This window comes from Gordonibacter sp., assembly GCF_036667095.1.
In the GTDB taxonomy this organism is placed as follows: domain Bacteria; phylum Actinomycetota; class Coriobacteriia; order Coriobacteriales; family Eggerthellaceae; genus Gordonibacter.
This window is the reverse complement of sequence record NZ_JAVWUP010000161.1, coordinates 1-5,661: the sequence shown is the minus strand read 5'-3', so window position 1 is coordinate 5,661 and position 5,661 is coordinate 1. Positions and strand designations below refer to the sequence as shown.

Here is a 5,661-nt window from a genome sequence, read left to right as displayed (position 1 = left end):
ACGACGATGTTCGCCAGCCCGGTTCCGATAGTCACCAAGGATGCTCCGCACACCAGTACGACGGGCAGATGCAAGACGAGGCCGGCAAGTACAAGCAGTGCGCCAGCAACCATGACGGCGGCAGCTGCCCGGAAGAACCGCTTGCTGCCGAACAGGCGCGGTCGCCAGTACGACAAGAAAGCGATGGCGGTGAGGGTGAGCCCGCCCATGATGGCGCTCGCCTCGCGCGTCCAGATAAACACCGAATCGAAAAGGGGGAACGCTGTGTAGTTCAGCAGCCAGTACTCGATGAACGAGGCCATGAGGGCGACGGTGCACCAAAGGGCGCGCGACCATCCCGTTGCAGGTGCCGCTGCTGATTCTCCGCGTGCAGAGACGGCGGTAGCCATGATGCCGACATCCCCTCCCCGGAAAAGCATCGCATTGGTATTCGCCGCTTATTTTAACAGGTGCCCTCGATGCGTCGCCCTGAGAGAGGCCAAATCGTGCCCCTCCCGTGTGCCGCAAGGCAAAATCACCCAAGTCGTATGAGCGGCTTCACCCGGGTCACGTGACGATTCCCGCTGCTGGCGGGCGTAGGGTGGAAGCCGTCAGAACCCCAGCGCTTGCATCAGGCGGGCGCAGCATTTGCAAGGGAGCGAATGCGGGGGAGGGAACCAGGGAAGGGAACCATTATGACGAATGAAAGCAAAGGACTCAGCCGCCGCTCGTTTCTGGGGCTGGGCGCTACTGCCGCAGCATTGGCCGGTGTCGGTTTGGTAGGCTGCGCGCCTGCCAAACCCGCGAGCAAAGAGGAAGCCGCTGCCGCCGCCGCGAGTGACTGGCTGGGTGCGGAACCAGAGATTGCCGAGGACAAGATCGTCGAGACCGTGGACACCGAGATCCTCGTGTGCGGTGCGGGCACATCTGGTCTGTTCGCGGCCTGTGCGGCGGCCGAAGAGGGTGCGAAGGTCGTGTGCTTAGAGAAGGCCGCCATCGGCGGTGGCGTACGCGACAACCTGGGCTCGCTTAACAGCCGCCTGCAGAAGGAAGCCGGCTGCGTTATCGACGAGAACGAGATCTGCAACGACCTGACGCGCTATGCCAACGGCTACGTGAACCCGCGTCTGTACCACATCTGGGCGCAGAACTCCGGCGAGGCCGTCGACTGGTACCAGGATCGTTTGGAGGAGGCCGGCTTCCAGTTGTTCTTTGAGGCCGCCAACCATGCGAAGCCGTCTGCCTACAAGCACTGGGCCACGGGGCACATTCCGAGCTGGCCAGCCGATGCCGAGTTCGCGGGCATCGAAGGTGTTGTGAACGGCAAGATCGTGCTGGGCGACTACGCCAAGGAGAAAGGTGTAGACTTCCGCTTCACCACGCCGCTGGTTAAGCTCGTGCATGAGAACGGCAAGGTGACGGGCGCTATTGCGAAGGGTCCCGACGGCTACATCAAGATCAATGCCAGCAAGGGCACCATCGTGTGCACGGGCGGCTATGCGCGTAACGAGGACATGCTTGAGGCGTTGCAGCCCCAGACTATGAACAAGTATTCGCTGTCCATTGCCATTGACGGCACGGTGGGCGACGGCATCAAGTCGTGTCTGTGGGCGGGTGCCCGAATGGACGAGATCCATACAGCCATGGTGTTCGACCGCGTTGCCGTGAAGCCCGACGAGTTCGGTGGATCGCAGACCACCGGGTCGCTGTTCTGGATGGGCTCGAACCCGTGGCTCAAGGTGAACCTGAACGGAGAGCGCTTCATCAACGAGTCGGCGCCCTACGACTACGTGCTGAACGCCGCGCTGACCCAGCCGAACCGCACGGTCGTGGACATCTGGGACTCGGATTACGCCACCTACCTGGAGCAGTTCGACATCCACGGCTGCGCGCGTGTGTACCCGTTCGAAAACGGCGCGCCTACGAACATGACGCTCGATGTGGTGCAGGGTATCAACCAGGGCTTGCTCGACCAGGGATACATTGTGCAGGCCGACACGATCGAAGAGCTGGCGAAGGGCCTGGGCATCCCGGCCGACACGCTGAAGAAGACGGTCGAGCGTCAAAACGAGAATTTTGACGCGCAGGCCGATCCCGACTTCGGCAAAGAGGCGTTTCGTCTCTCGCCGGTGCGCAAGGCCCCGTTCTTCGGCGTGCGCTCGTCGGGCTACATGCTGTGCACGCTCGACGGCATCACCATCAACGAGCAGTTCCAGGCCCTGAACGAGAACTACGAGCCCATCGAGGGCCTGTACGTGGCCGGTGTGGACTCGGGTTCGTACTATGCCGGCACGTACCCGAACATGTCCACCGGCAACTGCTGCGGCCGCTCGGTCACCTTTGCTCGCATGATGGCCAAAGCGCTGGCGGCGAAGTAGGTTTCTGGCATTTCCGGTTGCTCGGGGTTTTCCTTGGCGCATGAGCGCGGGGGAAAGGCTCGGGTCTCTTTCCCGCTGCCCCGCGCTCACCCTCCCGAGCGCAGGGCAGCATTGGGCTGGGGAGGGTGTGGGAGTAGCTGAATGTGGTGACTGGGGGAACGTTGCCTGCTTTTCGAGCGCAAAGCAGGTGTCGATTCCGGTTTTAGAAGCCGCCGAATAGGGCGTTTCGCTCGGTTGCGGTATTGACGACTTGGGTGATTCGTTGTGCGGTCTGTTGCTGTACGAGTTCGATAAAACGGTCGTTCAAGCTGGGATTTTGCCCCAGCACCGTTGCTATATCATCCAAGAAGCCTTCAAGACATTCAGGGTCGAACCATTGCAGGTTGCCCACCAGTTCCAATTGCTGGGAAGGGTAAAGTCGGAAAGGATGGGCCTCCCAGACATAAGAGCGGGCTTCGAGTTCGCGGATGCTCGCTCTGCTATAGAACCCGGAGCCGTTGTCGAATAAGGGAGCAACGCGGTATTCTTCCCGCGATTCGACGTTGCGCATGAGGCCGAAGTTATGGGTGTGGCGGTCGAAGTTTGCCATGATGTGATCAGCTAAGATCATCTTGTCTATTTGTTCGGACATGTTGGCAATGCCCAGTGCGTTTCCAGCATTGAGGTAGTCCCGATACACATCGCGACCCTCGGTTATGCCAAAAGCGGTTAATACGTCTGCGGCGGGGATGAATTCGGTCGCTGCTGTAGACATAGTGGGACAGGCAGAAAATGTACGACCATGACGTTCAACGAGTGTGTAGGCAACGAATTCGTTTTGATCGAGTAAACGCGCAAGCAGCTTTGTGGCAAGCAGCTCGTTGTAGGGTTCGCGGTTCTCGTTACCGAAGCCACCTTTTACGAGGCAATTGACACCGTCAAGGTTCATCCATGCTTTTGCCAGCATGCCGGGGGTGGCGGTATCGGGAGTGTGCCCGCCCACTTGTTTGCGCTTCGCCCCGTCGAGAAGGACTTCGCCAAAAGCCTTCTCATATTCATTCTCGAAGTAGTTTAGCTCATGCCAGTCGGCTTGGGTGTCTGTGGGTTTGAACCAATATTGGTCGGAGAGGTTTAACCCCCATGAGGTAAGCATGAGATCGGGGGCGTCTGTTACATCCGAATTTCTTAGGGCTTGCGGAAGGCGAGGGCGCAATGCGGGGATCGCTCGCGAGGATATCCAGGTTGCTAGATCGTAGCGGTTGGGAGCTGCTTCGATGAGTCCTGTGCCGAACGGCTTCCAGTCGACATCCTCGCAGGGCGTTACATCTGCGGTATTGTGGGTGCGCCGGTTGTAGGTAAAGTCAAGTACGGCATGGTTGCGGTTCATCAGCGTATACGATGCTAAAGTGCGGGGATTCTTCTCACCCATTTTTGGGCGTCCGTTCGACACGGGTTGGTTGAGGCGGGCGAGGACGGAGCGCTCGTCGACCATCCATGCGCTGCCGAATTTTTCAGCCTGAAGATCGCCCGACGCGATAAGTGCGTTTACTCGTCGAATGGTAACGTTAAGTTTTTCGGCAGCTTCCCTCGTCGTAAACATAAAGTATTCCTTGCTTGGTATATTTTTGAAAGCATACGTTCAAAAAAAGTATACCACGTTTAGAATATTTAATTTTTGAATGGACAGTACACGAGGCTGTCTGCTTCGATCAAGTGCCGAGTCGTGTGCTACGAGGCTGGTGGCTATTCTTTCTCTACGATCAGATTTTCGGCTATACCCTTAAGTTTTCTGAAGTCAGTGATGACGAGCGCGCCGCGTTGCCGTTCGACGCAGTCGGCGTTGCGCAATGCTACGACGGAGTTCGTGATGGAGTTCACATGCACACCGAGCATCTCGGCCAGTTCTTCGTTGCTGAATGGGACAATGGCTGGGGCTTGGGCCGAATTGAACTCGCGTGCCAAGGTAAGCAGTAGCGCCGTGAACCGTTGCAGCACGGGATAGATAGATGCGTTCACGGCTTCTCGCGTTTGCAGCGACATCATTTCGAACAAGTACTGGGCCATGGCGTAGCAGACGTCGCCGTGTGTCTTGAGATAGGTGCCAAAGCTTTCGGCATCGATGGCGAAAGCCTCGACTTTCGTGGTGGCCTTCGCGTTCAGGATCGACGGTTTGCGATCGATTTCGGGCCGGAATCCTTGGAATCCGATCAGTGTCCCCGCTTTATGGAAGAACACGGTTTTGGTATAGCCGTCCGGCGTGCCGCTGTACAGTCGTACTAGTCCTCGTGTCAGGTAAAACGTATTGCGTATATCGTCGCCCTCGCGGAACAGGTAATCTCCCGGACTCAGCTCAAGCGGCCTGGTCTTCAAGGTGCCTTCGGTGACAATGCGTTCGATGGTTTCGCTCAATAGCGGTTTTGGCTGCACGAACAGGCTGATTGCTTCCATGCGTCCCCCTAGTGGTTTTCCCTGGTGCTGGGATACATCATACCCCACGCAAAAAGGCTCATACCGGCGACTGCTGAGGTTGCCAGGAAGGCTGCGGATACCGGCAAGCCGACCTGCACCAGGGCTCCGGTGAGCAGTCCTCCGAGGATCATGCCCATGTCGAGGGCGCTTTGTTGTCGTGCTAAAAGCGTGCTGGTGTTGCGTCCTGGCGAGATACCCGCTGCGGTAACGAGCGTGGCTATGGCTCCGAAGTAGCCCGTGCCGCACAGGAATGCGCCTGCAAGCACCGGCGCAACAGAGTGACCGAGCGCCATGCACAGCAGTCCTGTCCCGTTGAAGGCGATAGTGCAGGCAACGGATCGCTTTGGTCCGAACTTATCGGCAGCCCAGCCGGCCGCAAGGCTGCCAATCAGGCCGCCTGTGCTCACACAGGCGAATAACAGGCCGTCACTGCAGCTTGCAAGCACCTGGTCGGCAAGTGTCTGTCCAAAATTCATCACCACACTGTAGCCTAGGGCGAGCATCAAGGGGCTTGCAAGGAGAAGCGCGAACTGGCGGCGGGGAAGCGGTGTAGTCTTTGTGCAGTGCTCTCGGTGCGCTAGGGGGCCCGCCTGCTTGTGCGGCAGGGCGAGGGCAACGACCGTGCCGCATGTTCCCACAAGTGCAAGCGTGCAGAAAAATGCAGGGTAGCCCTGTGCGGTGATCAACGGGAAGAGGGTCACCGGTCCTACCATAAGCGATGCGGTGGTCGCGAATCGTACGATCCCCAGTCTTCTTCCTAGCGATGCAGTGGGGGATGTGGCAGCCAGATATTGCGCCACGCTGGGTTGAAACAGCGCCAGGCCGAACGCTTGAAGCAGGCGCAGGGCGATGATCT

Annotated in this window: 4 protein-coding genes and 1 pseudogene; 1 reads left to right on the top strand and 4 read right to left on the bottom strand. The window is 58.6% G+C overall.

Annotation, left to right across the window (positions count from 1 at the left end; all coding sequences use genetic code 11):
- Positions 1-389 (bottom strand): annotated as a pseudogene (locus RR842_RS11380) (helix-turn-helix transcriptional regulator); the annotation flags it as partial.
- A gap of 285 nt (positions 390-674) precedes the next feature.
- Between RR842_RS11380 and RR842_RS11375 the strand changes: the two are divergent.
- The gene (locus RR842_RS11375; RefSeq protein ID WP_332729794.1) at positions 675-2,357 is read left to right on the top strand and encodes an FAD-dependent oxidoreductase; all 1,683 of its coding nucleotides are present in this window, start codon (positions 675-677) and stop codon (positions 2,355-2,357) included.
- 202 nt (positions 2,358-2,559) lie between these two features.
- On the opposite strand, the gene RR842_RS11370 is transcribed toward RR842_RS11375, so the two are convergent.
- The 3 genes from RR842_RS11370 to RR842_RS11360 all read right to left on the bottom strand — a co-directional run.
- Complete coding sequence (locus RR842_RS11370) at positions 2,560-3,936, bottom strand: DNA-binding protein (protein WP_332729793.1); 1,377 nt, start codon at positions 3,934-3,936, stop codon at positions 2,560-2,562.
- 143 nt (positions 3,937-4,079) lie between these two features.
- Positions 4,080-4,784: a Crp/Fnr family transcriptional regulator gene (locus RR842_RS11365; protein WP_332729792.1), complete on the bottom strand. Its 705-nt coding sequence runs from the start codon at positions 4,782-4,784 to the stop codon at positions 4,080-4,082.
- An 8-nt stretch (positions 4,785-4,792) separates the two neighbouring features.
- A partial coding sequence (locus RR842_RS11360) for an MFS transporter (protein ID WP_332729791.1) occupies positions 4,793-5,661 on the bottom strand: 869 nt, incomplete at its 5' end.